The organism is Rhodococcus sp. KRD162, assembly GCF_017168335.1.
In the GTDB taxonomy this organism is placed as follows: domain Bacteria; phylum Actinomycetota; class Actinomycetes; order Mycobacteriales; family Mycobacteriaceae; genus Rhodococcoides.
On the sequence record NZ_JABFAU010000015.1, the window covers coordinates 264,779 to 290,766 of the forward strand.

Annotated in this window: 21 protein-coding genes; 5 read left to right on the top strand and 16 right to left on the bottom strand. The window is 64.7% G+C overall.

Features of this window, described 5'->3' with window-relative positions; translation table 11 throughout:
• Positions 1–185: 185 nt before the first annotated feature.
• Together J1M87_RS21865 and J1M87_RS21870 are read right to left on the bottom strand one after the other, a co-directional pair.
• Entirely contained in the window at positions 186–371 is a 186-nt protein-coding gene (locus tag J1M87_RS21865) for a hypothetical protein (RefSeq protein ID WP_206491886.1), read from the bottom strand.
• Between the two features lie 100 nt (positions 372–471).
• Positions 472–1,929 carry an amidohydrolase gene (locus J1M87_RS21870; RefSeq protein WP_206491887.1) on the bottom strand — a complete coding sequence of 486 codons (1,458 nt, stop codon included), beginning with the start codon at positions 1,927–1,929 and terminating at the stop codon, positions 472–474.
• Positions 1,930–2,001: 72 nt separating this feature from the next.
• Here J1M87_RS21870 and J1M87_RS21875 point away from each other — a divergent pair, with 72 nt between their 5' ends.
• Positions 2,002–2,436 carry a thioesterase family protein gene (locus J1M87_RS21875; protein WP_206491888.1) on the top strand — a complete coding sequence of 145 codons (435 nt, stop codon included), beginning with the start codon at positions 2,002–2,004 and terminating at the stop codon, positions 2,434–2,436.
• Here the strand turns inward: J1M87_RS21875 and J1M87_RS21880 are convergent.
• The 13 genes from J1M87_RS21880 to mftE all read right to left on the bottom strand — a co-directional run bounded on the left by J1M87_RS21880 (position 2,412) and on the right by mftE (position 18,387).
• A complete protein-coding gene (locus J1M87_RS21880) occupies positions 2,412–4,358 on the bottom strand; it encodes an acetoacetate--CoA ligase (protein WP_206491889.1) in 1,947 nt (648 codons plus the stop codon). The genes J1M87_RS21875 and J1M87_RS21880 overlap by 25 nt on opposite strands.
• A 31-nt stretch (positions 4,359–4,389) precedes the next feature.
• Complete coding sequence (locus J1M87_RS21885) at positions 4,390–6,006, bottom strand: AMP-binding protein (RefSeq protein WP_206491890.1); 1,617 nt, start codon at positions 6,004–6,006, stop codon at positions 4,390–4,392.
• Between the two features lie 56 nt (positions 6,007–6,062).
• A complete protein-coding gene (eutC, locus tag J1M87_RS21890; RefSeq protein WP_206491891.1) occupies positions 6,063–6,839 on the bottom strand; it encodes an ethanolamine ammonia-lyase subunit EutC in 777 nt (258 codons plus the stop codon).
• Positions 6,836–8,248: an ethanolamine ammonia-lyase subunit EutB gene (locus J1M87_RS21895; RefSeq protein WP_206491892.1), complete on the bottom strand. Its 1,413-nt coding sequence runs from the start codon at positions 8,246–8,248 to the stop codon at positions 6,836–6,838. Before J1M87_RS21895 ends, eutC begins: the two co-directional genes overlap by 4 nt.
• Positions 8,245–9,699: an ethanolamine permease gene (eat, locus tag J1M87_RS21900; RefSeq protein WP_206491893.1), complete on the bottom strand. Its 1,455-nt coding sequence runs from the start codon at positions 9,697–9,699 to the stop codon at positions 8,245–8,247. The genes J1M87_RS21895 and eat overlap by 4 nt, the downstream gene beginning before the upstream one ends.
• A gap of 136 nt (positions 9,700–9,835) precedes the next feature.
• A complete protein-coding gene (locus J1M87_RS21905) occupies positions 9,836–10,819 on the bottom strand; it encodes a cation diffusion facilitator family transporter (protein ID WP_206491894.1) in 984 nt (327 codons plus the stop codon).
• A 34-nt stretch (positions 10,820–10,853) separates the two neighbouring features.
• Positions 10,854–11,393 carry a DUF779 domain-containing protein gene (locus J1M87_RS21910; RefSeq protein WP_206491895.1) on the bottom strand — a complete coding sequence of 180 codons (540 nt, stop codon included), beginning with the start codon at positions 11,391–11,393 and terminating at the stop codon, positions 10,854–10,856.
• A complete protein-coding gene (gene adh, locus J1M87_RS21915; protein ID WP_206491896.1) occupies positions 11,393–12,916 on the bottom strand; it encodes an aldehyde dehydrogenase in 1,524 nt (507 codons plus the stop codon). The genes J1M87_RS21910 and adh overlap by 1 nt, the downstream gene beginning before the upstream one ends.
• A gap of 124 nt (positions 12,917–13,040) precedes the next feature.
• Complete coding sequence (locus J1M87_RS21920; protein WP_206491897.1) at positions 13,041–14,336, bottom strand: transcriptional regulator; 1,296 nt, start codon at positions 14,334–14,336, stop codon at positions 13,041–13,043.
• Positions 14,337–14,444: 108 nt separating this feature from the next.
• Positions 14,445–14,582, bottom strand: a complete 138-nt coding sequence (locus J1M87_RS21925) for a hypothetical protein (RefSeq protein WP_167326762.1) — start codon at positions 14,580–14,582, stop codon at positions 14,445–14,447.
• An 86-nt stretch (positions 14,583–14,668) separates the two neighbouring features.
• Positions 14,669–16,144 (bottom strand): mycofactocin system GMC family oxidoreductase MftG, encoded by a 1,476-nt coding sequence (gene mftG / locus J1M87_RS21930; protein WP_206491898.1) that lies wholly within the window; start codon positions 16,142–16,144, stop codon positions 14,669–14,671.
• A 33-nt stretch (positions 16,145–16,177) separates the two neighbouring features.
• Positions 16,178–17,575 carry a mycofactocin biosynthesis glycosyltransferase MftF gene (mftF, locus tag J1M87_RS21935; protein WP_206491899.1) on the bottom strand — a complete coding sequence of 466 codons (1,398 nt, stop codon included), beginning with the start codon at positions 17,573–17,575 and terminating at the stop codon, positions 16,178–16,180.
• 125 nt (positions 17,576–17,700) lie between these two features.
• Entirely contained in the window at positions 17,701–18,387 is a 687-nt protein-coding gene (gene mftE / locus J1M87_RS21940; RefSeq protein WP_206491900.1) for a mycofactocin biosynthesis peptidyl-dipeptidase MftE, read from the bottom strand.
• 70 nt (positions 18,388–18,457) lie between these two features.
• Between mftE and J1M87_RS21945 the strand changes: the two genes are divergently transcribed.
• From J1M87_RS21945 to J1M87_RS21955, 3 genes are all read left to right on the top strand, one after another.
• Positions 18,458–19,174 (top strand): GntR family transcriptional regulator, encoded by a 717-nt coding sequence (locus J1M87_RS21945; RefSeq protein ID WP_206491901.1) that lies wholly within the window; start codon positions 18,458–18,460, stop codon positions 19,172–19,174.
• A 116-nt stretch (positions 19,175–19,290) separates the two neighbouring features.
• Entirely contained in the window at positions 19,291–20,844 is a 1,554-nt protein-coding gene (locus J1M87_RS21950; protein ID WP_206491902.1) for an NCS1 family nucleobase:cation symporter-1, read from the top strand.
• Positions 20,845–20,854: 10 nt separating this feature from the next.
• Positions 20,855–21,622, top strand: a complete 768-nt coding sequence (locus J1M87_RS21955; RefSeq protein WP_206491903.1) for an aspartate/glutamate racemase family protein — start codon at positions 20,855–20,857, stop codon at positions 21,620–21,622.
• Here J1M87_RS21955 and J1M87_RS21960 read toward each other — a convergent pair.
• Positions 21,595–25,374 carry an NACHT and WD repeat domain-containing protein gene (locus J1M87_RS21960; protein WP_206491904.1) on the bottom strand — a complete coding sequence of 1,260 codons (3,780 nt, stop codon included), beginning with the start codon at positions 25,372–25,374 and terminating at the stop codon, positions 21,595–21,597. The two genes, J1M87_RS21955 and J1M87_RS21960, sit on opposite strands and share 28 nt — an antisense overlap.
• Before the next feature lie 225 nt (positions 25,375–25,599).
• Here J1M87_RS21960 and J1M87_RS28800 point away from each other — a divergent pair, with 225 nt between their 5' ends.
• Positions 25,600–25,926 carry a LuxR C-terminal-related transcriptional regulator gene (locus J1M87_RS28800; RefSeq protein WP_307830901.1) on the top strand — a complete coding sequence of 109 codons (327 nt, stop codon included), beginning with the start codon at positions 25,600–25,602 and terminating at the stop codon, positions 25,924–25,926.
• Positions 25,927–25,988: the final 62 nt, after the last annotated feature.

Below are 25,988 nucleotides of genomic sequence, written 5' to 3' on the forward strand. Positions count from 1 at the left end.
CGGACGGGCAGCGATCGGTGGGCACCGAACACATCGAGCACAACGCTTACTTCGTTCTCTATTTTCTCACCGGAAACAACTGGAAGTTACCTTTCGGTACATATCCCTATTCGCGTACCGCACCGTTACAACTCGATACCCGGTTCGAGAACATCCGACACACGCTGACTCGATTCGGCACCCGGTCAATCTACAGTGCCGAACCCGCGCAGTTGCGCGCTCATCACGGCGTCTTGCCGAAAGCTGCGATCTCCTTGGACGGTGCCATCGGAACAATCGATTCGCCCGGATCCGGGGTTGCGATTGCCGAACTCCTCGGCCGTACCGGCCCCGGTGAGCGCACGCACCCGCGGATCGGTGAACGATGTCATCGAACACACGCTACGCGGCCGCACCGACAAGTTCGATGCTCGGGCTTCGCCCTCGTGCGCCTTTTGCGTACCTCTGGGTACGCAAAAGGCGCACGACGATCTAGCCCGCGGAGGCGTGGGTGAGCGCGCCGGCACAGAACGTGGCCCGCACCTCCGTCTCGGCGAGATCATCCGCCGAGCGATGTTCAGGATGTTCGACGAGAACGACGATGTCTGCGACGTCTCCGACACGCAGCACCCCACGTCCACCACTCGCCGCCCGCAGCGAGGCATCGAGAGGAACGGCTTCCTCGAGATGCCACGGGGGTCGATCGTCGTCGGTACGGAACACCGCGGCTGCCACGGCAGCCAACGGTTCGGGCGGACTGACCGGCGCATCGGAGCCGAACAGCAACGTTGCCCCGCTGCGATGCAGTGAGCCGTAGCCATAGGCGACCGAGCGTCGACCGGACCACAGATCCTCGGCGATATCGCGATCGGACATCGCGTGCTGGGGCTGCACCGAAGCTGTGACACCCAAGGCAGCGAATCGCGCGATGTCCTCGGGCAGAATCTGCTGCGCGTGTTCGATTCGACCGCCGCAGCCCGCGCGCTCGAACGCATCGAGCGCGACGCCGTTGGCTCGGTCGCCGATCGCGTGGATTGCCGCCGCAATGCCACCGCGCGAGGCCTTCGCGACAAGCTCGAACAGACTCTCCCGGCTCTCGAGCAGCAGCCCGTACGCGTCCTCTCCCTCGACGCCCGGGTACCGGTCGTGGCAGCACGCCGTCCGAGTGTTGAGCGAGCCGTCGAGCATCACTTTCAGCGGACCACGCCGAATCAAGTCCGACAGTGCCGAGACGTCCCCGGTCCGATCCCCGCGCCCGAGTGCTTCGTCCAGCCACTGCGGCCACACCGTCGTGTCCACGCGGACCGCAGGAGAACCGGCCGACAGACGTCGATCCCACACACTCCGATTGTCGGCGAACTCGAAATCCACGACGCCGGTCACACCACGGACCGCCAGTGCCGCGGTGGCGTCGAGCACGGCCCGATCGAGCTCGGCCGGATCTTCCATGGCCTCGAGTGCCATCACGGCCTCGAGCCCGTCGACGTCGCGGAGCACGCCGGTGGGGTGATCGATGCCGAGGTCGGCCAGCAGCGCCGGGCTCAGCCACAGTGTGTGCAGGTCCATGCTCGTCATCGCCACGCGAGCCCCGGGCAGCGCATTCTCGATCAGATCCTTGTGCGGCTCCTCGGGCCACTGCGCGTCACGGAAGCCGTTGGCGCGCACAACCGATTCGCCCGCTGTTCGCACGTAGGGGTAGACCAGCGCGACTGCATCGGCCGCCGACGACGCAGGTCCGACGTCGATTCTTCGACGCGCCGCCGCCCACTGCGTCAGATGAACGTGGCTGTCCACGAACCCTGGCAGAGCGACCCCGCCGCCACCGTCGAACACCTCCTCGCCGGTGGGTCCACGACCCCCGGAGGGAGTGATCGACACGATGACCGAGCCTGCGAGTTCGATGTCGAACAGTGCGCCGGAACCATCCAATGCCACGTTGCCGATAATCACCCCTGGACTGTAGAACGTCGACGTCGAGCACGCGCATGCCATCCTCTAGCAATGAAAACAGAGCCTGTTGCGATGCAGACTGATCGGACCGATCCCGTCGGGTATCACGCGACCGTCACCGTGCGGTGGTCGGACATGGACGCGTTCGCACACATCAACCATGCCCGCATGGTCACCCTGCTCGAAGAGGCGCGCATCGAGTGGTTGCTCAGCGAGGGCGAGGCCAACGAATCGCTGATCAAGAGCGCGCTGATCGCGAATGTGACCATTGCGTACAAGAAGCCGCTTCGACACTCGGACGGCCCGCTCGACATCACACTGTGGTTCGAGAAGGTACGTGCGGTCGATTTCACCATCGGCTACGAGGTGCGGGCCGCGGGTGCTGCTCCCGATTCACCGCCCGCGGTCACGGCGACCACCCGGATGGCGATGGTCGACGTCGGTGCCGAGACCCTGCGCCGGATCGCGCCGGAGGAGAAGGCCTATCTCGCGCGGTGGACTCGCTGATCCTCGGCCGCACGGTCGACGAACCACCGCACGGCGGCGGGGTCGTCGACGGCACTGGTGTCGAGAGTCTCTGCCGCACCGGCACCTTGGAATATTCGCTTGAGCGGAACCTCGAGCTTCTTGCCGGTGCGGGTGTGCGGTATCGCAGGGGCGGCGATGATCTCGTCCGGGACGTGCCGCGCCGATGCCTGAGTTCTGATGGCGGCAACGATGCGTTCGCGTAACTCGTCGGTCACGCCGTCCGGGGCGACGACGAACAGTGGCATCCAGTAGCCGCCGTCGGGCAGTTCGATGCCGAGCACCAGAGCTTCGGTGACCTCGTCCAAGGCTTCGACGGCCTGATAGATATCGGCGCTCCCCATGCGAATCCCGTTGCGATTGAGCGTCGAATCGGACCGTCCGTGTACGACGACGCTGCCGCGATCGGTCATCGTTATCCAGTCACCGTGCCTCCAGATCCCCGGGTAGGTGTCGAAGTAGGAGTCCCGGTACCGAACGCCGTCGGTGTCGTTCCAGAAATACAAGGGCATCGAGGGCATGGGCTCGGTGACGACCAGTTCCCCGACCTCCTCGGTCACCGATCTTCCGGCTTCGTCGAATGCAGCGAGCGCCACACCGAGGAACGGCACCGACAGCTCGCCCGCCCAGACCGGTGCCGTTCGCACTCCCCCCGCGAACGCCGACACCACATCGGTGCCGCCCGAGATGGAGAACACCGGCACCCGCTCACCGATGTTCTCCGTCAACCAGATCGAGGATGCTGCCGGCATCGCGGAACCGGTGATACCCAGCGCTCGCAGGGCCGAAAGATCATGATCGGTACCCGGGTGGGCGTCGGCCTTGATGCATGCCAGCACGTAACCGGGACTGGTGCCGAGATAGGTCACGCCGAGCCTTGCCGCGATCCCCCACAGTGCATCCTGCGTCGGGAACGCGGGATTTCCCTCGGCGCACACGATCGTGGCACCGGTGAGCAGCCCGGCGACCTGGAAGTTCCACATCATCCAGCTCGGACTGGTGTACCAGAAGAACACATCCTCGGCACCCAGGTCGGACTGCAGCGCAATGGATTTGAGATGTTCGAGCACCACTCCGCCGTGACCGTGGACGATGCCCTTGGGCAGACCCGTGGTGCCGGAGGAGAACACGACCCACAGCGGGTGATCGAACGGAACCGCTACCGGCGACAGTGGTCGCGGTTCGGCCGTCACGTCCGACCAACTCTGCGCGTGTTCCGAGTCCCCGCCGACGGTCACGACCAGCCGAACCGTCGGCAAGGCCTCCACCAGCGCGGCGACCTCACCGGTCTTGTCGCGGAATCGACCTCCGTAGGTGTAGCCGGCGGCCGTGATCAGGGCAGCGGGTTCGAGTTGGCCCAATCGATCGATCGCCGCCGAAGCGGAATAGTCCTGCCCACACGCGGACCACACAGCACCCAGACTCGCTGTCGCGAGGAAGGCGATCACCGCCTCGGGAATGTTCGGCAGGTACCCGACGACGCGATCGCCGCGGCCGACCCCCGCCTCGGCGAGCGTCCCAGCCAACGCACCCGCCTGCTCGAGCATCTGCGTCCACGTCACCTCCCGAACAGATCCGTCCTCGCCGACCCCGAGGATGGCCGTTCGATCGGGCCGAGCGTGCCTGATCACCTGATCCACATAGTTCAGTTCGACGCCCGGAAACCAGCGGGCGCCCGGCATACCGCGTTCTGCGAGCACGACGCCCGGCTCGGTGGCCGAGCGGATCTCGAAGAAGTCCCACACCGCTCGCCAGAACGACTCGAGCTCGGTGATCGACCACCGCCACAACGCCGCGTAATCGGGCAGCGTCACCTCGTGACGTCGCTCGACGAACTGCGCGAACTCGGTGACCCTGGCCTCGGCGATATCGGCATCCGTCGGCGTCCACTGCGCACTGATCATGGAAGCGAGTATGTCAGCCGAACCGCCGTTCTCAGATCAATCCGAGGGAGCGTTCACGCATCTCCACCTTGCGTACTTTTCCGGTGACCGTCATCGGGAACTCGTCGACGACGTGGACGTACCGCGGGATCTTGAAATGCGCGAGCCTGCCACTACAGAACGCGCGCACGGCATCCGCATCGAGCGGTACGGCGCCCTCGCGCATCCTGATCCACACCATCAGCTCCTCGCCGTACTTCGGGTCGGGCACTCCGATCACTTGTGCGTCGAGGATGTCGGGGTGGGTGTAGAGGAACTCCTCCACTTCACGGGGATAGACGTTCTCGCCGCCCCGAATCACCATGTCCTTGATCCGTCCGGTGATCGCCACATAGCCCTGCTCGTCCATCACCCCGATGTCGCCGGTGTGCATCCACCCCTCGTCGTCGATGGCCTCCGCTGTCTTCTCCGGCTGCTCCCAGTAGCCCAGCATCACCGAGTAGCCACGAGTACAGAGCTCCCCCGCTTCTCCGCGAGGCACGGTGCCGCCCTGGACCGGATCGACGATCTTGACCTCGAGGTGTGGGCCGACGCGTCCGACGGTGGATACACGCTGCTCGACGGAATCGTCACTTCGAGTCTGCAGTGACACCGGCGAGGTCTCGGTCATGCCGTAACAGATCGACACCTCCGTCATCCCCATGCGATCGATCACCTGTTTCATCACCTCGGTGGGGCATGGCGATCCGGCCATGATTCCGGTGCGCAGGCTGCCGAGGTCGAACTCGCGGAAGTTCTCCAACGCCAGTTCGGCGATGAACATCGTCGGAACCCCGTACAGCGACGTGCACTTCTCCGACGCCACCGCCGTCAGCGTCGCAACCGGATCGAACGCCGGGCCGGGAACGACCATCGCCGCGCCGTGCGAGGTGCACGCGAGATTGCCCATCACCATCCCGAAGCAGTGGTAGAACGGCACCGGGATGCACACTCGATCCTCGGCGGTGTAATGGCAGAGCTCGCCGACGAAGTAGCCGTTGTTGAGAATATTCCGATGGCTCAGCGTCGCACCCTTCGGAAAACCCGTTGTCCCCGAGGTGTATTGGATGTTGATGGCATCGTCGGCACCCAGCCGCTCCGATACGTCGCTGATCATCCGCGGAGTGTCCGCCAACGCCCGATGCCCACGATCGGTCATCGCCTCCCACTGGATGCTCCCGATGAACACCACTTCACGCAGTGACGGCACCTCCGGCCTGGCCTCGTCGATCATCGCCCGGTAGTCCGAACCCTTGAAATCCGTGGCCGCCAACAGCACCGAAACCCCCGCCTGCTTCAGCACGAACTTCAACTCGTGTGAACGGTAGGCAGGATTGATGTTGACCAGCACCGCCCCGATCTTCGCCGTCGCGTATTGCGCGAGAACCCATTCGGGGCAGTTCGGTGCCCATATTCCGACCCGGTCCCCCACCGCGGTGCCCGCCACCAGCAGACCTGCAGCCAACAGATCGACATCGGCGACGAATTCCGAATAGGTCCACCGCCGCCCGGAAGGAACGTCGATCAGCGCGTCACGATCGGAGTATGTCGCGGCGGTTCGATCCAGGTTCGTTCCGATCGTGTCGTCCAGAACCGCGGTCTCCGATGCACCGGAGGAAAAACTGTCCATAGCCCCACGGTAGTGACGCCCGTCACGCGCGACCACCCCCGAATAGGGGGAAACCCTCACTCCAAAGTGAGCGCCTCGGAGCCCTCGAGTGCATCGGCCCGAGAGGTGTCTTTCAGCGCGACTCCCGACCGCCCCAACTTCCGGGCCCCCGCCAACAGACCTGCCACTGTTCGCGCCGACTGGGCATAGCCCTGCCCCTCGGGCGGATGGATGTTCGAGATGCAGTTTCGATCCGCGTCCGTGCGTCCGGGCTCGGGCAGATGCGTCAGGTAGATACCGAGACTGTCGGCGACCGACAATCCCGGCCGCTCCCCGATCAGCACCAGAACCGTGCGCACCCCCATCGCCGACGCGATGTGATCGCCGAGCGCCACGCGCGCCTGCGTCGCGATCACCGGTGCCGCAATCGAATACCGATCGGCCAGTTCCGCTTTCAATGCCTCCAACATCGGCACACCGTGATCGTCGAGAGCGCGCGGAGACAGCCCGTCACCGAGCACGATGCCGATCTCGTCGTCCGACGACGCGATCTCGCTCAGATCCTTCGGCTGCCGACCCAGATCGGGCCGGCGCAGATACTCCGCACGGCTGGTCGCCAGTGACGTCACCACCGACGGCACACCGAGCCCCACCTGCTCCACCCGGCCCGTGAACTTCTCGACATCCAGCGGCATGTGCACAGCGTCCCGTGCAGCCGCGTGCGCCGCACGAAACTCCAGTACTCGGGTCGTCGGCAAGGAATCACCGATGCGTCCCAACCCGATCCGCGCTTGCGTGACAGCGCGCAACTCATCCCAGAACTGTAGGTCCGGTCGCTCCGCAGGTTCGGTCATCGCGCACTCATCAAGGCTCGCAACGGTGATCCGGCGGCGTCGACGTCCAGAACCCTGCCGTCTGCGCCCATCATTCCCAGCCGAGAGAGCCAGGATTCGAACTCGGGTGCAGGACGCAGGCCCAGTACCTGCCGAACGTAGAGCACATCGTGGAAGCTCAGGGATTGATACCCGAGCATGACGTCGTCGGCACCAGGGACAGCGATGACGAAGGAGACCCCGGCGGCTCCGAGCAGCGTCAGCAATGTATCCATGTCGTCCTGGTCGGCCTCGGCATGGTTGGTGTAGCAAACGTCCACTCCCATCGGCAGACCGAGGAGTTTGCCGCAGAAGTGATCCTCTAGACCCGCCCGGACGATCTGCTTTCCGTCGTAGAGGTACTCCGGCCCGATGAACCCGACGACGGTGTTGATCAACAGCGGCTCGAGATCGCGAGCCACCGCGTATGCGCGCGCCTCGAGGGTCTGTTGATCGACCGGGCGGCCGCCGGTGCCGAGATGCGCGTCCGCGGACAGGGCCGAACCCTGACCGGTTTCGAGATACATGACGTTGTTCCCGACGGTTCCGCGGTGCAGGGATCGCCCGGCCTCGTTGGCCTGCCGAAGCAACGGAATGCTCACTCCGAAGCTCGAATTGGCCCGTTCGGTGCCCGCGATGGACTGGAACACCAGATCGACCGGAACGCCCTTGTCGATCAATTCCATCGTGGTCGTGACGTGCGAGAGTACGCAGGACTGCGTGGGAATCTCGAAGCGTTGCCGAATCTCGTCGAGCAGATGCAGCAGATCGGCCGTGGCCTGCGGCGAGTCCGTCGCCGGGTTGATCCCGATGACCGCGTCGCCGGATCCGAGCAGCAGGCCGTCGAGCGTCGCCGCAGCGATACCGCGGGGGTCGTCGGTCGGATGGTTCGGTTGCAGCCGGGTGGTGAGGGTCCCGGGAAGACCGATCGTCGTCCGGAACGCCGATGTCACCTGTGCGGCCCGGGAGACCGCGATCAGATCCTGATTGCGCATGATCTTGCTGACCGCCGCCACCATCTCCGGAGTCAGCCCGGCCGCGACCGAACGTAGCGTCGCTGCAGCATCCGGACCTGCGGTGACCTGCAGCAGCCAATCTCGCAGGCCTCCTACCGTCAGGTGCGAGAGCGCCCCGAACGCGATGCGGTCGTGCGAGTCGATGATCAGCCGTGTGACCTCGTCGCTCTCGTACGGAACGAGCAGGTCGTGCAGGAAGACATCCAGCGACACCTCGGACAGTGCCCACTGGGCTGCCGCGCGCTCGGCATCCGATTCGGCTGCGCAGCCGGCCAATTCGTCACCCGATCGAAGCGGGGTCGCCTTGGCCATCAGGTCGATCAGACCATCGAACGTGTAGGTGGTGCCCGACACCTGCTGGGTGTATGTGGTCATTCCAGTTCGGCCTCGGCCTCGGCCAGTGCGGCGAACTCTTCGTCCGGTGAATTCGCGACGAGGTGATGCCTGCTGTAGACCCCGAAATAGACCATGAAGGCCAGGAACACACCCAGGCACCACAGTGCCGCAGTGGAATCGACGACGAAGGTGGCGACGACGGCGAGCGCGGCGATGACCAACGCGAATCCGGTGGTCAGGACGCCGCCGGGAGTGCGGTACGGGCGCTCCATGTTCGGCTCGCGGCGACGAAGCACGATGTGGCTGACCATCATCAGAACGTAACTCAGGGCGGCACCGAACACGGCCATGTTGAGCAACATTCCGCCCTGGCCGGTCAGGGACAGCAGAAAGCCGATGACGCCGGGCACGATCAGCGCGAGCGTCGGAGCCTTGCGAGAATTGGTGATGGACAGGGTCTTCGGCAGGTATCCGGCACGGGAGAGTGCAAAGAGTTGACGCGAGTACGCGTACATGATCGAGAAGAAGGAGGCGACCAAACCGGCCAGGCCGATGTAGTTGACGATCTTGCTCGCCGTTCCGTCACCGAGGGCCTCCACCAACGGGTTTCCCGATTCCTTGACGGCGTCTGCGCCGCCCGCGCCGGTGACCAGGAACAGCACGAGGGCCCCGGTCACCAGGAGTACGCCCATGGCGGCGATGATGCCGCGCGGGACGTTCTTGGTCGGATCCTTGGCCTCCTCCGCGGCCAGCGGCACTCCCTCGATCGCCAGGAAGAACCAGATGGCGAACGGGACTGCGGCCCAGATGCCGAGGTACCCGAACGGCAGGAATCCCGAGGCACCGGCGGCATCGGTCGGCGCGATGTCGGTCAGGTTGCTCGCGTCGAACTGGCCGATGGCGGCGATGGCGAACACGACGAGGCCGACCAGGGCGATGCCGGTGATGACGAACATGATCTTGAGGGCTTCGCCTGCGCCGGAAAGATGGATTCCGATGAACACTGCGTACACCGCCAGGTACACCCACCAGCCGTCGGTGATGCCGAACAGACCGAGCGATTCGACATACGCTCCGATGAAGGTCGCGATGGCCGCAGGCGCGATGGCGTACTCGATGAGAATGGCGGTGCCGGTGGCAAATCCACCCCACGGCCCGAGAGCTCGGCGGGCGAAGGTGTATCCGCCGCCGGCTGCGGGCAGCGCCGAGGACATCTCGGCCATGCCGAGGACCATGGCCAGATACATGCCCGCGATGATGATCGCTGCGATGAGCAGACCACCGAAGCCGCCCTCGGCCAGACCGAGATTCCAGCCGGAGTAGTCGCCGGAGATGACGTAGCTGACTCCGAGGCCTGCAAGCAGGACCCAGCCCGCCGTCCCCTTCTTCAGCGTTCGCTTGGCCAGATAGTCACCGCCCTCGACATGTGACTGAACGCTCTCCCGGGAGCCGGATTTCGGATGAGACGACTGGGGGTCCACTACAGACATTGCAAGCCTCTCGTAGTCATTGCGCTCGGGGCGACGGTCACGCCCGAGGGGGAGATTCACAACACGGGTGGCGCGCGAATCGATCCAAAATAGGCCCGTGATGTAAGCGCTGCATCATCGCCGAATGACGAGCGAATTACGGTCGTTGTGCAACCGCATTGACATCGCCGATATCGCCCTCGTCGGGTTCGGCCACTGTCAGAACTGCGTCCACGACGGCTCTGTTGGTTTCCAACTCACGCTCGAGCCGACGGAGCGTGTGCGCGATACGTGATTCTGCGAAATCACCGACGAGATCGACACTGGCCACCACGTAGATCTGCTTGGGACCGACGAACTCGATACGCACGAACCGGACCGACGCCACCTCGGGCAGTTGTTCGATTCGCTGCACTACCGCATTCCATAATGCTCTCGAACCCGGTTCACCGGTGAGGAATCGGCGGTTTCGATCGATCAGCACGAACGCGACGATTCCCAGCAGTACGCCCACCAGAATCGACCCGATGGCATCGAAGGCAGCTGAACCGGTCAGCTGATGCAGACCGATTCCCGCAGCGGCGATCACGATGCCGACCAGGGCGGCACTGTCCTCGGCGAACACAGCACGCAGCGTCGGATCCGAGGTCTCGAGTGCGTAATCGAGGAAGTCCTTGTCGTACTCGGCTGCTTCACCGCGAATCTGCCGCACCGATTGCAGAAACGACACTCCCTCGAGAACGAACGCCAGGGCCAGCACCACGTAGGCGACGAGGTAGTTCTCGCTGCTCGATTCTCCGGAGAGCAGGGAGGTGATGCCGTGCCACACCGATACCGCCGCGCCGGCGACGAAGAGTCCGATCGCCGCCAGCGTCGACCAGAAGTACGTCTCACGCCCGTACCCGAGTGGCCGCTGGTCATCGGGCCCGCGGGACCCGCGACGATTGGCCACCAGCAGGAAGATCTCGTTACCGGTGTCGGCCCACGAGTGCGCGGCTTCGGCCACCATCGACGCCGACCCGGTGAACACGGCGGCGAACGTCTTCGCAATCGCGACGCCCAGATTGGCGACGAAGGCGATGACGACGGTGCGTAGACTTTCGCCGCCGCCGGACCCGTCGGACTTGTTTGTGCTCTTCATCTTTCGCACTGTATGCGCGCAGCGCATACGGTGCTCAGCCCTGGAGCATCCCGGGCACCGGACACGCATCGACTGCCTCGGCAACGACCAAGGGGTCGTCGGGAACCTCGGGGCGACGACCTTGTTCCCAGTCGGTGCCGACGAGCGGTGGATGCTCGGCCAGGATCTCGTTCTCCTCTGCGGTGTACGCGCGCCCGCGGCTGAGGAAGCGAACCCCTTCGGGCGATTCGAGCGAGAATCCGCCGCCGCGGCCGGGCACCACGTCGAGCACCAGTTGAGTGTGTTTCCACGCCTGGAACTGCGATCCGGAAATCCACACCGCCACCCCGTCGGCTCCGCTCGGCAGATCGGTCGGGATCTCTCCCACGCCGAGCCGGAGGTCGATGTAGCCGAGGAGGACGTCGCGATCACCGACGATGAATTCCCCTGCCGGGTAACACATCGGCGACGAGCCGTCACAGCATCCACCGGACTGATGCATCATCAGCTCGCCGTGGATCCCGCCGAGGCGACGGAGCAGGTCCATCGCCTCGACGGTTGTCTTCAGCCGCGCGGGCGGCCGAACCTCCACCATCAGAAGAAGCCCTGTGCCTTCTGCGCGTAGCTCACGAGCAGGTTCTTGGTCTGCTGGTAGTGGTCGAGCATCATCTTGTGGTTCTCGCGGCCGATGCCCGACTGCTTGTAGCCACCGAACGCCGCGTGCGCGGGGTACTGGTGGTAGGTGTTGGTCCACACGCGGCCGGCCTTGATATCGCGTCCGGCCCGGTAGGCCACACCGCCATCGCGCGACCAGACGCCCGCGCCGAGTCCGTAGAGGGTGTCGTTGGCGATATCGATGGCGTCGTCGTAGTCCTTGAACGAGGTCACCGATACGACGGGTCCGAAGATCTCCTCTTGGAAGATGCGCATGTTGTTCTTGCCGGTGAAGATCGTCGGCTGCACGTAGTAGCCGCCGTTGAGGTCGCCGCCCAGTTGCGCGCGCTCGCCGCCGGTGACCACCTGTGCGCCTTCACCCTTGCCGATCTCGATGTACGAGAGGATCTTCTCGAGCTGATCGTTCGATGCCTGGGCTCCGATCATGGTCTCGGTGTCCAGCGGATCGCCCTGTCGCACAGCCTTGGTGCGGATGGCCGCCAACGCGAGGAACTCGTCGAAGATGTCCGCTTGGATCAACGACCGGGACGGGCAGGTGCACACTTCACCCTGATTGAGGGCGAACATCGTGAATCCCTCCAGAGCCTTGTCCTGGTAGTCGTCGTTGGCCTGCAGTACGTCCGAGAAGAAGACGTTGGGGCTCTTGCCACCGAGTTCCAGCGTCACCGGAATCAGATTCTGCGATGCGTACTGCATGATGAGGCGTCCGGTGGTGGTCTCACCGGTGAACGCGATCTTGGCGATGCGCGGGCTCGATGCCAGCGGCTTACCGGCCTCGACGCCGAATCCGTTGACGATGTTCAGCACGCCTGCGGGCAGCAGGTCGCCGATGATGGAGATCAGGTGCAGGATCGACGCGGGTGTCTGCTCGGCCGGCTTGAGTACCACGGCGTTGCCTGCGGCCAGTGCGGGTGCGAGCTTCCACACGGCCATGAGAATCGGGAAGTTCCACGGAATGATCTGCCCGACGACGCCGAGCGGCTCATGGAAGTGGTATGCGACTGTGTCGCTGTCGATTTCGGACAGCGATCCTTCCTGCGCCCGAATGCAGCCCGCGAAGTATCGGAAGTGATCGATGGCGAGCGGGATATCGGCGTTGAGGGTTTCGCGGATCGGCTTGCCGTTGTCCCACGACTCCGCGAGCGCGATGGACTCGAGGTTCTCGGCGATGCGGTCGGCGATCTTGTTGAGGATCACGGCGCGTTCGGCAGCGGACGTCTTGCCCCACGCGGGGGCTGCGGCGTGCGCGGCGTCGAGTGCGAGCTCGATGTCCTCGGACGTGGAGCGAGCGACCTCGCAGAAGTTCTCACCGGTGACGGGAGTGGGGTTCTCGAAGTACTGACCCTTGACAGGCGGTACCCATTCTCCGCCGATCCAGTTGTCGTAGCGCGACTGGAACGACATGACGGAATCGGCGGTACCTGGACGGGCATAGACGGACATTGAAAATCCTCCTGATCGACACGTGCTTCACAGTTGATGCGGTGTGTGATTCAGGACACTAGGCGGTGCAACGTTGCAACTACGTTGCTGCATCCGCTCGGCGTACCGGCGGGCACCTCTGCCGTCAGATTCCGAGATCCTGATCGAGCAGATCGATGCGTGCGCTGACCTGACCGTAGAGCGCGGAATCGCGGCTGAGCGTCGCCCGATAGGCCTCCCACGCGATGATGTCCGAGCGGCCGTGAATGGACGAGGTCCATTGCGCCAACAGCACCGGATCCCCGAGCCGGAGCAGGGCGGCCTGCATTCGAGACCGCAACTCCTCACGGATGTCCTCGATGCCGGGGGCGGACGATCCAGGGAGCACCGGACCGGTGTAGATACGTAGCGCGGCCTCGACGTCGCCGCGGTCGAGGGCGCGTCGGATGTCGGCGACATCGGACGTCAACTCACCGACCAGCCGGTAGGGCCGCGAGGCCAGTCCGGCCGTGCCGAACGTCTTGCGCAGTCTCGACATCTCGGCGCGGATGGTGACCGAATCGAGCTCTTGCTCGTCGAGGAGCACGGCGAGATGGTCCGAGCTGAGCCCCTCGGGATGCTCGCCCAGGAGCAGCAGAATTTCGGCGTGCCGCTGCGAGAGAGGTATCCGACCGGATCCGCGAACCACACCGGGCCGTCCCGATCCGAGAACCTCGAGCCGAGGAGCGGTGTCGCCCAAGGATTTCGGCGAGTTCATCAGGTGCAGTCGCAACTCCGACTCGGCAGCCGCGACGGTCGCTCGCACCAACGAGAGCACCTCGGGCACCGCCACCCGTGGACCCCCGGTGATGTCGATCGCTCCCAGTATGTGGCCGCTGGTGGGGTGGTGAACCGGAGCCGCCGAACAACTCCACTCGTGCACCGACCGCGAGAAATGCTCGGATGCGAAGATCTGCACACTGTGATCGACGGCGAGTGCAGTGCCGGGAGCATTGGTACCTTTGCTCTCCTCGCTCCAGTCGACCCCTTCGGCGAATTCCATCGCGAGCGCACGATCCTTCGCGGCGGAATCACCCTCGACCCATAGCAGCCGGCCCTCCGCATCCGAGATCGCGACGAGCAATCCGGTGTCGGACGCGTCCTCGACGAGCAATTTGCGAACGACCGGTCGGATGATGGACATCGGATGACCGCTGCGGTAGCTCTCGAGATCGGGACCGGTCAGCGTCGGTGCCTCGTTCGCACCGTCGGGGTCGACACCTTTGGTACGACTACGCATCCACGAGTCGAGGACCACGGACCTGACCGTCGAGCCGTGAGTGCGGATGTCGTCGACGAAAGATTGATGGGCACTGGACATCTTGCGCGCGAGCACAGCGATGTCCTCGCCGGGTCGCACCGCGACCCAGGGGTTGCCGCCACCGTCCGATCGGCTTGCCATTCGACACTTCCTTTGTGGCCTGTCCACATCGCTGTAACCCAGCTCACAAGCAAGGATACAACCGTGGTCGACGCGAGCGGCAGGCCCGGTCGCGTCGACTGCGAGTGCCTACTTCTTCTTGACAGCCGAGGTAATGATGTCGTTGCTGGTGTCACCACTGGACTTGGCCCGCTTGTCGGCGCGCTTGTCCTTCAGAGACTTGCCGGACTTCTTGGTCATCGTGTTGCGGGGCGATTTGTCCGACATGGCAGTAAACCCATCTGTTGGGGAACCCGAACGGTCCCCAGAACACGAACGCTACGCCTCCGATCGCGGTGTGCATCCGCAACGGGTCATTGCGCACGCTCGAGTGCCGCGGCGCGCTCGGCGAACATGATGGCCGTCGCATGTGGGCCGCGGCTCGGAACCACCGGAAATGCCGAGGTATCGATCACGCGGAGTCCCTCGACGCCGCGAACGCGACACCGATCGTCGAGCACCGACTCCGGATCGGAATCCGGCCCCATCCGGGCGCTACCGGACAGATGCAGTGACGTGCCGAGCGCCGCGAGCGGATCATCGCTCGGCGCAGCGGCCGCTCCGCCGGCCATACCGGCGAAGGCCAGCAGATCCCTCGCGAGTTCGACACCCTCGCGCATCGCGTTCCGGTCGACGTCCGAGTCGAGATAGCGGTACCGCACGTCGGGCGCTTCGAGTGGGTCCGCACTGCGCAGCGAGATTCTCCCGCGTCCCGTCGAGCGCATGAGGCCGACGCCGGCCACCTGCGGCCCACGCGCAAGACCGGAGATGAGTTGGTCGAATCTCCTGGTGTACGGCCTGATTTCCACATCACCGGCATGCAGAACTGCTTCCAGTGCAGGCGATGTCACGGAAGGACGATCGAGTGCGGTCAGCGGAACGGCCACCTCGGGATGATCACTGAACCCGTGACCGACGCCCGGGCTGTCGGCGATTATCGAGATTCCGAGCGCCGCAGCGTCTTCGGCGCGCCCGATGCCGGATCGAAGCAGCAGCGCCGGGGTGTGAACGGCACCAGCCGACACGATGACGTTGTCGGTCCTCACAACGGTGCGTCCGCCGTCGCCGATGATCTCGACGCCGATCACTGTGGTGCCCTTGAACATCAACGAGGTCACTGTCGAATTTCCCTGCACACGAAGGTTTTTCCGACTGATTACTGGCAAAAGGTATGCAAGAGCTGCGCTTACGCGGCGTCCGTCGCGGATGTTCAAGGGCACTGCGCCCACTCCCCCTGACGCCGCATCGGGAGCATTCAGGTCCTCGTGCATCCGGAATCCGGCACGCACCGCGGAGTTCACGAACGCCTCGGTCAGCGGATGCCGACTGTGCGCAGGGGTCCGCGCCACCGGCATCGGCCCACTGGACCCGTGCCATCGCCCCCTCGCTCCGAAATCGATATCGGTTTCGGATTGGACGTAGTACGGCAGCACCTGGTCGAAAGACCACAACGACTGCGGCCACGCCTCGAAGTCGCCGGGCGTGGCGCGGACGAAGTAGCCACCGTTGACCGCTCCGGAACCGCCGAGGACCCGGCCCCGCGCGATCGTGCGGTTCACTCCCGGGGTGAGCTCGCCGCGGTAGGTCCCCACCCAGTCGCTACCGGGTCCGATGGGGAGCATCGACGCATCGACCAACGCCTCCGGGACATCGCCGACACCGGCGAACGAGGGTCCGGCTTCGAGCAGCAGCACCGACCGATCGGGATCCTCACTCAGCCGTGCTGCCACCACACATCCGCACGAACCACCTCCGACGACGACAACATCGGCGAACTCGGTCGATGTCACATCGTCGACGATGCACGTCGGTTTCGCACGTCGTCAACCGTCCAGACGTGGTTTGAGCGCATCGATACTGCGGGCCGACAGAGCGCCACTCCACAACCCGGCGCCGTACGCGATGTCGTCGGCCCGCTTGAAGAAGGCGTATCGCACGGGATCGAGGCCGCCCAGTTCACGGTGCTTGTACCAATCCGAGAATGCTTCCGCCACAGCCAAACCCAGTGCGATTTTTCGTATGCGACTGGACAACAGCACAGCAAGCAAGGTGACCGGCCAATAGTGTCGACACAGAGCCGAGGCCAATTGCCACAAGCCCGCAACGAAACCCTCCGCCGCGAGGACGGCCGCGATCCTCGTGGGTTGATCGAGACCGACGAACATCTTGCGTAGCCGAACGATCGTGACGGACAGTGTCGCGGCGGCACCGATCAGTCCGAGCCGCGTCAAACTCGCTGCCAGTATGCAGGCCACCAGGGTCCACGGCGACATCGCGATCGGCGGCACCATACCGGGATGGCGAGCGGACAGCGGTGTTGCTCCGGTCCCGTAGAACAGCTTGCGGGCGAACCACTCGGCGAACGTCACGCGATGTTCGTGCGCGACGTGCGCGACCGGCTCGTACCGTAACCTCCAGCCGGCTTCCTGCAGCCGCCAACACAGATCGACGTCCTCGGCCACGTGCATCGTTTCGTCGAACCCGTCACAGTCCAGTGCGACCGAACGGCGCATCAGCATCGCGGCGCTGGGAACGTAGGACACCGCACTGCCTGCTCGAACGGCCGCCTCCTTGCGCCCGAGATCCAGCGACGAGCGTGCGTGTTCGTATCGAGCGAGTGCGCTGCCCTCCGGTTCTAGCGCGACGATTCGGGGTGCAACCAAGGCGACCGCGGGATCCGAGAAGTGCCCGAGCATGACCTCGAGCCAGCCCTTGCGGGGAACGACGTCCGAGTCGAGGAAGGCGACGAAGTCGGTTGTAGCGCATCGCAATCCGGTATTGCGTGCCGCGGCGGGTCCGCGTGAGCGCTCGTGCCGCAGTACCGTCACACTGCCCACGGACCACGACGTGGCCGGTAGCGCGACCGGGATGTCGGAGCCGTCGTCGACGACGATGACGTGGAGGCCGTGCAGCGCGGCGATCAGGCGCGCAAGTCCTGCCTCGTTGTTCTTCAGTGGCACGACGACGGTGACATCGGACGGCGACGGGATGGACATCGGGCGCGGATTCCCGACGCCCGAGTCGAGCAGTTTGCGCGCCACGAGGGCGGACTGCGAGTCGGTGACCTCGATGAAACCGTCACCGATCATCGCTGCGGCGGTCGGTGCGAGTTTGAGCATCCGGGTCGGTGAACCACCGATCAGCACGCGTCCTTCGGAGTATGTACGTACGCGTGGATCGACTCGCACCCCGAAGCCATCAGGCAATCGACCTTCACCCATCAGAAGATGGTAAGCGGACGAGCCCCCGGCGTGGCGGCCACCCGGGAAATACGACGTAACATACCTGTTCCCCGTTTTTCCCGACGTGCCCATCGGGCTCTCACCAGGAGCTTCGCCGAGCGCGCTCACGCGATCACTCCGTGCTCCGACGGACTCCATCTCTGCAGCGCGTCGCGGGCACGGGTGCACAGGTGCTCGAACAGCACCCGCCCCTCCTCGGAATCGGCACCGGTGGGATCTCCGAGGACACCGTTGGCCGTGACGGGTGCCAGGCCGCCGTCGCGGAGCGCCGGAAGCAACGACGCGATGTCGGTCGGATTTCCCACCTCCGCCTTCGTCATGTCCACGGACTCCGGCGAAAGATGCAGCAGCAAAGAGGTTTCGGTACGTCCGGCGTGAGCATCTGCTCCGGGCACGGCACAGGGGAACCACACGACGTCGCGGCCCTCGTAGCGCAGCAGCAACACTGCCGAACGCACGGCAGGACCGTTGCCACCGTGCCCGTTGACGAACACCACCCGCTCTGCCCACCGACATGCCGAACGCCCGTACTCCACCAGCACCGCTTCCAGGGCTGCAGTTCCGATGGACACGGTGCCGGGAAAGCCCTCGTGCTCGCCACTGGCTCCGTACGCGATCGCGGGCCCCACCAGGACACCGGGAATGCTCCGCGCCACCGCGTCGGCGATGCGGGTGTCGGTGTCGAGCGGAAGGTGCGGCCCGTGCTGCTCGATCGAACCGACCGGGACGACGAGAGTTCGCGACCCGTCCACGTCCGGCCAGAACTGAGTACCGAGTTGGTCCGAGGCCATGAGGGACGATGCTATCGGACGGAACCGTGTCGTCATGCGGATGAAACACTCGGTCGCTAACGTTCGCCCCGTGCCACCCCGCCGTCGATCGATATTGCTCTCACAATTGTCGATAACTGCTCCGGGTAGCCCACAGCCGTCCATTCTGCGAGAACTACGACGGGTCATTCTCGCCGGCGATGCCCCGCCGAATACCCCTATTCCGCTCAACGAGGTAGCGGAACTGTTCGGGGTGAGCAGAATCCCGGTGCGTGAATCTCTCAAGACTCTGATCGGCGAAGGTCTGGTCGATCATCGCCCCAATCTGGGGTACACGGTTGCGCAACTCACTGCGGCCGAGCTTCGCGAAATGTACATCGTCCGAGAGGTTCTGGAGACGGCAGCATTGCCGGTTGCCGTCGAGGTGGCCACCGACGCCGACCGCGCGCATCTCGTCGAGGTGAATCGGCTGCTCGAGGCATCGCTGGCCTCGGACGACTCACGCGAATACCATCGTCTCTCGCGTGAATTCCACCTCTCTCTGACTCGGCCGTCGCGTATGTATCGCCTCCTGCATATGCTCGAATCTGCCTGGAACATAACCGAACCCATCCAACCGATGGTGCATGTGGACGGATCCGACAGGACCTCGCTGCACAGTGATCATGCCGATATGCTCACCGCATTCCTGGCCCGCGATTCTGCTGGCCTGCTGCGCGCCGCGCAACACCATCACACGCGTCTCAATTCGGTCATTTCGACCTTGTCCAACGATCAGGGATTGTTTGCCGATCCGCCGCCGGAATAGCACCGCGGGAACGGCGGAAAAAGATATATCGCTCTCGTCACGAGGCCGCAACACTTCGCGTCTAACTTTTTCCTCATTCATTCGTTCACCTCATTGCCATGCCGTCAGGAGCATCGATGACAGATACAGCACACGGTCCTGCTCGACCTGGAGACCTCGTGGAAGCCGCAGGCGAGCCGGTCGGCGGTGGCCTGATCAAGGACAGCTACGATCCGCGGCTGACCAACGACGACCTCGCGCCGCTGAAGAAGCAGACCTGGACCTCGTACAACCTGTTCGCCTTCTGGATGTCCGACGTGCACTCGGTGGGCGGGTACGTGACGGCAGGCAGTCTGTTCGCGCTCGGGTTGGCCAGTTGGCAGGTGTTGGTCGCACTCCTGGTCGGCATCACCATCGTCTATTTCTTCTGCAACCTCGTCGCCAAGCCCAGTCAGGTGTCGGGAGTTCCGTATCCGGTCATCTGCCGCAGCGTCTTCGGTGTTCTCGGTGCCAACATTCCGGCCGTCATCCGAGGCTTGATCGCCGTCGCCTGGTACGGCATTCAGACCTTCCTCGCCTCGGCGGCACTGGACATCGTGCTGATCAAGCTGTTCCCGTCGCTGGCTCCGTACGCCGTCACCGCCGACTACGGGTTCGCCGGACTCTCTCTGCTCGGCTGGGTCAGCTTCCTGTTCCTCTGGGTCGTCCAGGCCGCGGTGTTCTGGCGCGGCATGGAGTCCATCCGCAAGTTCATCGACTTCTGCGGCCCGGCCGTCTACGTCGTGATGTTCATGCTGTGCGGCTACCTGATCTGGAAGGCCGGTTGGGGGGCAATCGATCTCAATCTCGGCGATGTGGAGCACACGGGTCTGAGTTCCATTCCGATCATGCTCGGTGCCATTGCACTGGTGGTGTCCTACTTCTCCGGCCCGATGCTCAACTTCGGCGACTTCTCCCGCTACGGCAAGTCCTACGCCGCAGTGAAGAAGGGCAACTTCCTCGGCCTACCGGTGAACTTCCTGGTCTTCTCGATCCTCGTCGTCGTCACCGCGTCCCTGACGCTTCCGGTGTTCGGTGAGCTGATCACCGATCCGGTCGAGACCGTGGCACGGATCGACAGCACCTTCGCCATCGTCCTCGGCGCACTGACGTTCACCATCGCCACCATCGGTATCAACATCGTCGCCAACTTCATCTCCCCGGCGTTCGACTTCTCCAACGTCAGTCCGCAGCGCATCAGCTGGCGTGCGGGCGGAATGATCGCCGCCATCGGTTCGGTGCTGATCACCCCGTGGAACCTGTACAACAATCCCGATGTCATTCACCTGACGCTGGAAACTCTCGGCGCATTCATCGGACCACTGTTCGGCATCCTCATCGCCGACAACTACCTCGTCCGCAAGCAGAAGGTCGTCGTCGACGAGTTGTTCTCGATGTCTCCCACCGGCCTGTACTGGTACTCGAAGGGCTACAACCCGGCTGCGGTGTACTCCACCATCGTCGGCGCAGCGGTGGCCATGATCACCGTGCTCTTCAACGGAGCGATCGAGGGCATGGAAATCGCCGGTATGTCGACGGCATCGAAGTACAGCTGGTTCATCGGATGCGGCATCGGATTCGTCGTGTACTACTACCTGGCCACGCGAACCAAGCTGGCAGTGACCAACTTCGACGTTCCAGCGAAGGCATAGGATTTCTTTCGTGCTCATCAAGGTCATCAATCCGAACACCACCCGTTCGATGACCGCAACGATCGGTGACTGTGCCCGGGCCGTGGTCGGTCCGGGCACCGTCGTCGAGGCGGTCAGTCCCTCGATGGGGCCGGTGTCGATCGAAAGCCACGTCGACGAAGCCCTCAGTGTCCCGGGCATTCTCGCCGAGATCGCCACCGGCGAGGCCGCAGGTGCCGACGGCTACGTCATCGCCTGCTTCGGCGATCCCGGCGTCGACGCCGCCCGCGAACTCGCGTCCGGTCCGGTCATCGGCATCGCCGAGGCAGCGATGCACGCTGCGAGCGTTCTCGGCCGCGGGTTCAGCGTCGTCACCACTCTCGGACGCACCATCGGACGGGCCCAGGATCTGGCGAACCACTACGGCTTCGGACGCCATTGCCTCGGCATTCATGCCTGCGAGCTACCGGTCCTCGAACTCGAGACCGACCCCGATGCTCGCAAGATCGTCACCGAGGCGTGCCGTCTCGCCGTCGAGACGGACCGCAGCGATGCCGTGGTACTCGGCTGCGCCGGAATGGCAGATCTGTGCCGAGACATCTCGGCCGAGATCGGCGTACCTGTGATCGACGGCGTAGCTGCGGGAACGTTGTTCGTGCAATCGCTCGTCACCCTTGGACTGCGCACCGGAAAGCGCGGCGAATTCGCCGCCCCACCGGCCAAGCTCTACACGGGACTGCTCGCGAACTTCAGCAGGCCGCACTCGGCCGGTCAGCCGTTGCCGCACAACGGCCGATAGGGAACACCGGGCAGATACTGTGCCCATTCGGCTTCGGTGACCACCGATCCCCCGGATCGGCACAGTCGCGCTCGAACGTCGTCCGGCTCGGTCCGCCAGATGCGAACGTCGCGGGCCGATCCACCGGCGAACAGCCACGTCCCGTCCACGCCGAATCCGACATCGTAGACACGATCTGCGTACGCGGTGAGCGCGGCCACTCGTTCTGGCGCGCTCCGGTTCTCCACGTTCCACAACCAGGCGGTCGACCCTCCGTCGCCTGCGGCCAACCGGGTACCCGATCGATCGAATCGGAGCGAATAGATCGTGTGCGACGGCCCGACGATTCGGGCCAGGTGTTGCGGACTCGTCGTATCGTGCATGTCCCACAGTCGAATCGAGCGATCGGCGCTTCCGGCGGCGAGTGTGCTTCCGTCGGGTGAGATGGCGACGGCCTGGACCGCGCTACCGAAACCGCCGACCATGGAACTCGGGTGCGGATCGGAGGGGTCACCGATGTCCCACAGTTCGACCAACCCGCCGATGGTGGCGACGGCGAGTATCGATCCGTCGGGAGTCACTGCCAGTCCGCTGGGATAGTTTCCCGCTTCCAGAGTCGACAGGGCCCGCGGGGCGGCGGGGTCGGCCAGCGACCACAACGACACGTCGTTCGAATCCTGGCCGGAGACGACGAGCAGGGTCCCCGCCCGGTCGAACGCCATGGCGGCAGTCAAGCTGTTGGTTGCCTTGCCCACCGAACCGAGGGCAGTGGGATCGGCGAGATCGGTTGTGTCCCAGAGTTGAAATCCACCGGCCGCCGTGCCGACGGCGGCCATGGCGCCGTCGGCGGTCAGTGCCACCGCACCTGTCTGCACGAGCCCCTCACCGACCACCAGCGGTGCCGACGCGACCGGACGCTGCACGTCCGAGACGTCCCAGAGGGTCGTGCCGTCGGCCCGACGGCCGGCACCCACGAGCAGCCGCGTGCCCGACTCGTCGACGGGTATCTGATAGATGGTGTCACCGGCATCGGGCAGTGCAGGCGCAGCAAGCGGCCAGATCCGGGTGATCCCGTCCCCACCTGCGGTGACGAGCGACGAGCCGTCGGGTGTGAATCCGAGCGAGCTGACCTCGCTCGGGCCGGGGAGTGTCAGTTGCAGCGTTGCCGTCGCTGCGTTCCACACCTTCGAGGAATTGTCCGAGCTCACCGCGGCGATCAGCGTCCCGTCCCCGCTGAACGACACGTCGTTGACGTAACTGGTGAACCCCGTCAACGCGGTCCGCGGGGTAAGCCGTCCAGCACCGTCGACGGCCCATCGCAGAACCTCACGACCGGTCGTGCCCGCGATCAGCGTTGCACCGTCGGGAGAGAAGGCCAGCTGCAACGCGGTGTAGGTCGATCCGTCCGAGGGCAGGTCCAGCAGCGGGACCGGCGGGGCCGCAGACGCGCCGGTCAGCTGCGTCGCATTCCACACCCGCATCGCGCGGCCGGTGCCTGCGGTCACCAGGAACCGGCCGTCGGGACTGAACTCGGTGGCCGACGGCGAACCGGGCTGATCGAGAACGCCGACGGTGCTCGGCCGGGCGGGGTCTGCGACGTCGAGGAGAGGCAGCGACTTGTCCTGGGTGCCGACGAGAAGCGTTGCTCCGTCCGGAGAAAACGACAGGCTGCGCACACCGGTGACCGGCACGTCCGAGAGCTTCGTCGGTGCCGTCGGGTCCGACACATCCCACAGTTCGACGCCGGAGAACCCTCCCACAGCCAGCACGCCGCCTCGCGGATCGAACGTCAACACCGGTGCGTCCGGCGTCACGAACTCTCCGAGCTGCGGATGCCCGTCGGCGAGAGCCCACATGCGCACATGCCCGTCGGAACCTGCTGTTGCCACGAAGCGCCCGCGCGGGTCGACGGCGGTCACGGACTCGCCCTCCACACCGGTCAGCCGCACCGGAGTGTGGATCGCCGACGAGTCGAGCAGCGCCGATCGCGCCTCCGGCGTCGGCTCCACCTCGTACGAGGCCAGAGCCAAGTAGGCGGCCAGCCCGGGATCTTGTGTCCGCAGTTGGCGTGCAACACCTGCGATCTGACGCGAGACCGCCTCCGCCTCTGCGTGCTCGGCCTCGACCCGCCTGGTGTTCGCGTCCGATCGGGCGACGAACGCTGTGACCGCAAGGGTCACGGCCAGAACGGTCATGATGGCGAGGGCGGCGAGCAGCGTGTCCAGGGTGCGTCGGCGTCGGCGTCGGCGTCGGTGCTGCTGCTCGATTCGGTTCGCGCTCGCGTCGAGGTAGAACCTCTCGACGGAATTGAGATCTCGACGACGCACCGGACCGACGGATTCATCGATCAGCGCCAGCCTCGACTCCGGGAGCAGCGAACCCTCGTCGCGGTCGTTGTTCTCCCACAATTCTGTTGCCCGGGTGAGCCTCCGGTGTTCGACGAGCCACTGCCGGTCGTCGTCGAGCCATTCACGCAGTCTCGGCCAGGCCGTGAGCAGAGCCTCGTGGGTCATCTGGACGGTCTCTTCTTCGACGGTCAGCAGCCTGCGCGCGGCGAACCGTTCGACGACGGTATCGACATCGGTGACCGCGTCCGCGTTCTCGTCGCCGAGGAACAGTTCCACGCGATCGACGCGCCGACGAGTCACGACGTCGTCGTCGAGATTGACCAGTCGCATGAAAATGCGCCGTGCTTCACGCTGCTGCTCGGCGGTCAGCGCCGAGAACACTTCCTCGGCACTCTGCCCCACTGCACCGCCGATGCCGCCCGTCGCCAGGTAGTTCGCCACCGTCAAAGTCCTGCCGCTCGACCCCTGCCACGTGGTCAGCAGAGCGTGGGACAGCAGCGGCAAGGCTCCCGAGTCGTGGGCGAACTGCGATCCGCGCGGGCCCAGCTCACCGAGCAACACCTGCACCAGCGCGTCCTCGACGGTGATCCCTGCTTTGGCCGCAGGCGACACGATGACCTCACGCAACTCGGCTTCGGTGAGGCGTCCGACCACCACCGGGTTGTCGGAGAGTCCGGCGAGCAGCGCATCCTCCGAGGCGGCGTTCTGATAGAAGTCCGCCCGCAGACCCACGACCACCACCGACTCGGAGTTCTGCACAATTTTCGCGGCATCGAGAAAGTTCTCTCGTTCCTGCGCTGTCGCCAGGGTCCACAATTCCTCAGCTTGATCGAGGACGAGTACGGATCCGGGCGGCAGCGACTGTGCATGCGCGGGGAAGCCGCGGATATCGCCGATTCCGGAGTAGATCACCGAACCTGCGAATCTCGGTGCCAGTCCGGCTCGCAGCAGCGAGGACTTTCCCGAGCCCGAGGCACCGACGACGAACACCAGGCCCCCGCCTGCGTCGAGCGCTTCGCGAACGCGCCCAGCGAGACGCTCGACCACATCCTCGCGTCCGAAGAACCACTCGGCGTCGGCAGACTCGAACGCTGCCAGGCCCTTGTACGGGGAATCGCCTTCGACCGGATCGACCGTGCGCCTGCCCGAACCGGACCGCACTCTCGTCACCGCATCCCACCATCGTCGACGCTCGTCCTCGTCGTCGATTCCACAGGCGAGGAGAACGGCCGCGAACATCTCGGCGCTGGCCTTCGTCGGAACATGGTGTCCGGCGAACCACCCGCTGATGGTGCCGTGCAGGCCACCGGAACGCTCGACGATCTCGCGGACCGTGGCCCCCGCCTCGATCCTGATCGAACGCAAACTGGCCGCGAATTCGGTGCGATCCGAGATCGAGGACGGGTCCGGGCGCTCGGAGGTCATGACCGAGAACTATAGAGCCGGGCCGTCGTGTACGGATTCGCTGGAAGGCCCGCTGAGTAGCAGAAATGCCAACTTACTGCGTTTGAATGACGCGTGTATCGAGTCCAGTATGTCCGTATTGACTCTGTACGGACTTCCCGTTCGGCTGGCATTGCGCGCGGATCGTCTTCGACGATGGACGGTGCGGTAGGAGAGAAGTTAGAAATCCGAGGGGGAAGATTTTTCGTGCTCGAACAGATGCTGACAGCGGCGACACATCACTCGTTCCGGCGACCAGAGCGGACGACACCCGATGCACACTCGACGGTCCGAGACCCGCATCACCGCAAGCCTGCGCTGAGCGCCCGCGAGATCGAGGTGATGCTTGCCTGGTTCGCCTCCGACTCGAAAACAGTTGCCGCTCGCTCCGTCTACATCTCGGTAGGCACGATCAATACCCACATCACCCGAATCCGACAGAAGTACGCCGCAGTGGGCCGCAACGCTCCGACGAAGGCGGCACTGTTCGCACGCGCCCTGCAGGACGGTCACACGCATCTGTCCGAGTGGTGACTGTTGCGTAGATTCCAGCTCGCCGCTTAGCCGGTCGACCCGTTGCGGTCAACCGTCCATAC

Coding starts and splice junctions, on each gene's coding strand:
- J1M87_RS21865 (WP_206491886.1), bottom strand. CDS start 371: ATGACATCGTTCACCGATCCGCGGGTGCGTGCGCTCACCGGGGCCGGT.
- J1M87_RS21875 (WP_206491888.1), top strand. CDS start 2,002: ATGCAGACTGATCGGACCGATCCCGTCGGGTATCACGCGACCGTCACC.
- J1M87_RS21880 (WP_206491889.1), bottom strand. CDS start 4,358: ATGATCAGTGCGCAGTGGACGCCGACGGATGCCGATATCGCCGAGGCC.
- J1M87_RS21885 (WP_206491890.1), bottom strand. CDS start 6,006: ATGGACAGTTTTTCCTCCGGTGCATCGGAGACCGCGGTTCTGGACGAC.
- eutC (WP_206491891.1), bottom strand. CDS start 6,839: ATGACCGAACCTGCGGAGCGACCGGACCTACAGTTCTGGGATGAGTTG.
- J1M87_RS21895 (WP_206491892.1), bottom strand. CDS start 8,248: ATGACCACATACACCCAGCAGGTGTCGGGCACCACCTACACGTTCGAT.
- eat (WP_206491893.1), bottom strand. CDS start 9,699: ATGTCTGTAGTGGACCCCCAGTCGTCTCATCCGAAATCCGGCTCCCGG.
- J1M87_RS21905 (WP_206491894.1), bottom strand. CDS start 10,819: ATGAAGAGCACAAACAAGTCCGACGGGTCCGGCGGCGGCGAAAGTCTA.
- J1M87_RS21910 (WP_206491895.1), bottom strand. CDS start 11,393: ATGGTGGAGGTTCGGCCGCCCGCGCGGCTGAAGACAACCGTCGAGGCG.
- adh (WP_206491896.1), bottom strand. CDS start 12,916: ATGTCCGTCTATGCCCGTCCAGGTACCGCCGATTCCGTCATGTCGTTC.
- J1M87_RS21920 (WP_206491897.1), bottom strand. CDS start 14,336: ATGGCAAGCCGATCGGACGGTGGCGGCAACCCCTGGGTCGCGGTGCGA.
- J1M87_RS21925 (WP_167326762.1), bottom strand. CDS start 14,582: ATGTCGGACAAATCGCCCCGCAACACGATGACCAAGAAGTCCGGCAAG.
- mftF (WP_206491899.1), bottom strand. CDS start 17,575: ATGGGTGAAGGTCGATTGCCTGATGGCTTCGGGGTGCGAGTCGATCCA.
- mftE (WP_206491900.1), bottom strand. CDS start 18,387: ATGGCCTCGGACCAACTCGGTACTCAGTTCTGGCCGGACGTGGACGGG.
- J1M87_RS21950 (WP_206491902.1), top strand. CDS start 19,291: ATGACAGATACAGCACACGGTCCTGCTCGACCTGGAGACCTCGTGGAA.
- J1M87_RS21960 (WP_206491904.1), bottom strand. CDS start 25,374: ATGACCTCCGAGCGCCCGGACCCGTCCTCGATCTCGGATCGCACCGAA.